This window comes from Streptomyces sp. WELS2 (assembly GCF_013870595.1).
GTDB lineage: Bacteria > Actinomycetota > Actinomycetes > Streptomycetales > Streptomycetaceae > Streptomyces.
Genome location: NZ_JACBWZ010001120.1, coordinates 1 through 1,704, shown reverse-complemented (window position 1 = coordinate 1,704; position 1,704 = coordinate 1). Strand labels below are relative to the sequence as shown.

The window sequence follows — 1,704 nt, the reverse complement described above, 5'->3', positions numbered from 1 at the left end:
CGTCCCACCGGCCGAGCGCGTAGAGCGCCTCGGAGAGGTTGCCCCAGGCCCAGGCCCCGGAGTCCAGCAGTCCGTACCGGCGGCAGAACTCGATGCCCTCGCGCAGCAGCGGCACGGCCTCCCGGTCCCGGCCGACGCTGCGCAGCGCGGACGGCAGGTTGACGTAGGCCCGCCCGGCAACCTGGTGGACGCCCTCCGCCAGGGTGTCCACCAGCACCTGCCGCATCTGCGCCAGGCCCGCCTCCGGGTCGCCGGACTCCACCGTCAGCCCGCCCAGGGTGAGCAGGGCGTGCAGTTCGGTCTCGCGGGCGCCCACCATGCGCGCGTACTCCACGGCCCGTTCGGCGGCGGCCAGCGCCTCGGGGCCGGGCCGGTGCTGCATGGACCAGTTGGCGACGACCGCCAGCACCTCGGCGTGCACCTCGGACGGCGGCAGACCGCGCACCAGCTCCTGCGCGGTGGCCAGTTCCCGCCAGCCGTCGCCGCGGGCCTGGGCCTGCACCAGCCGGGAGCGCTGCACCCAGAACCAGGCGGCGCGCAGCGGGTCGGGGTCCTCCTCCAGCAGGCGCAGGGCCCGCTTGGTGATCTTCAGGGCGCGTTCCCGTTCGCCGCCGAAGCGGCCCGCCACCGCGGCCTCGGCCATCAGGTCGAGGTAGCGCAGCGGGGTGGTGGCCGGGTCGCAGCCGCAGGGGGGATACACCTCCGCGTAGTCGACCGGGCGCAGGGCGGCGCGCACCTCGGCGGGGGCGTCGTCCCACAGCTCCATCGCCCGTTCCAGCAGCCCGAGTTGTTCGGTGTAGGCGTGCCGGCGGCGGGCGACGACGGCGGCGGCGAGGACGGCGGGCAGGGCCTTGGCGGCGTCGTGCGCGTGGTACCAGTAGCTGGCCAGGCGCATCACCCGGGCGTCGGCGGGGACGAGCGTGGGATCGGCCTCCAGGGCCTCGGCGTAGCGGCGGTTGAGCCGGGAGCGTTCGCCGGGCAGCAGGTCGTCGGCGACGGCCTCGCGGACCAGGGAGTGCCGGAAGCGGTAGCCGTCGCCGGCGGGGGTGACGGTGAGGATGTTGGCGCCGACGGCGGCCCGCAGCGCCTCGATGAGGTCGTCCTCGGCCAGCCGGGCCACGGCGGCGATCAGCCGGTACTCCACCGTGGAGCCGCCCTCGGCGACGATCCGGGCGACCCGCTGGGCGCTCTCGGGCAGCGCCTCGACCCGGACGAGGAGCAGGTCGCGCAGGGAGTCGGTGAGACCGGCGCAGTTGCCCTGGCAGGCGGCGACGGCGAGTTCCTCGATGAAGAAGGCGTTGCCGTCGGAGCGTTCGTAGATCTCGTCGACCTGGGCGGGGTCGGGTTCGGCGGCGAGGATGCCGGCGATCTGGCGGCCGGCCTCCTCGCGGGTGAAGCGGGCTAGTTCGATCCGGCGGACGGTGCGCAGCCGGTCCAGTTCGGCGAGCAGGGGGCGCAGCGGGTGGCGGCGGTGGATGTCGTCGCTGCGGTAGCTGGCCAGGACGAGGAGGCGGCCGGCGCGCAGGGTGCGCAGCAGATAGGCGAGCAGGTGGCGGGTGGAGGCGTCGGCCCAGTGCAGGTCCTCCAGGACCAGGACGACGGTGTGGCCGGCGGCGACCCGCTCCAGCAGCCGGGCGGTGAGCTCGAAGAGGCGGGCCATGCCCTGTTCGTCGTGGCGGCCGGCGCCGGCCTCGCCGAGGTCGG

The 1,704-nt window shown here is 75.5% G+C and carries 1 protein-coding gene; it reads right to left on the bottom strand.

Going from position 1 to position 1,704, the window contains the following annotated elements; translation table 11 throughout:
* Positions 1 to 1,704, bottom strand: a 1,704-nt coding sequence (locus H5J33_RS34220; protein ID WP_181798553.1) for an AAA family ATPase, incomplete at both ends; no start/stop codon positions are given.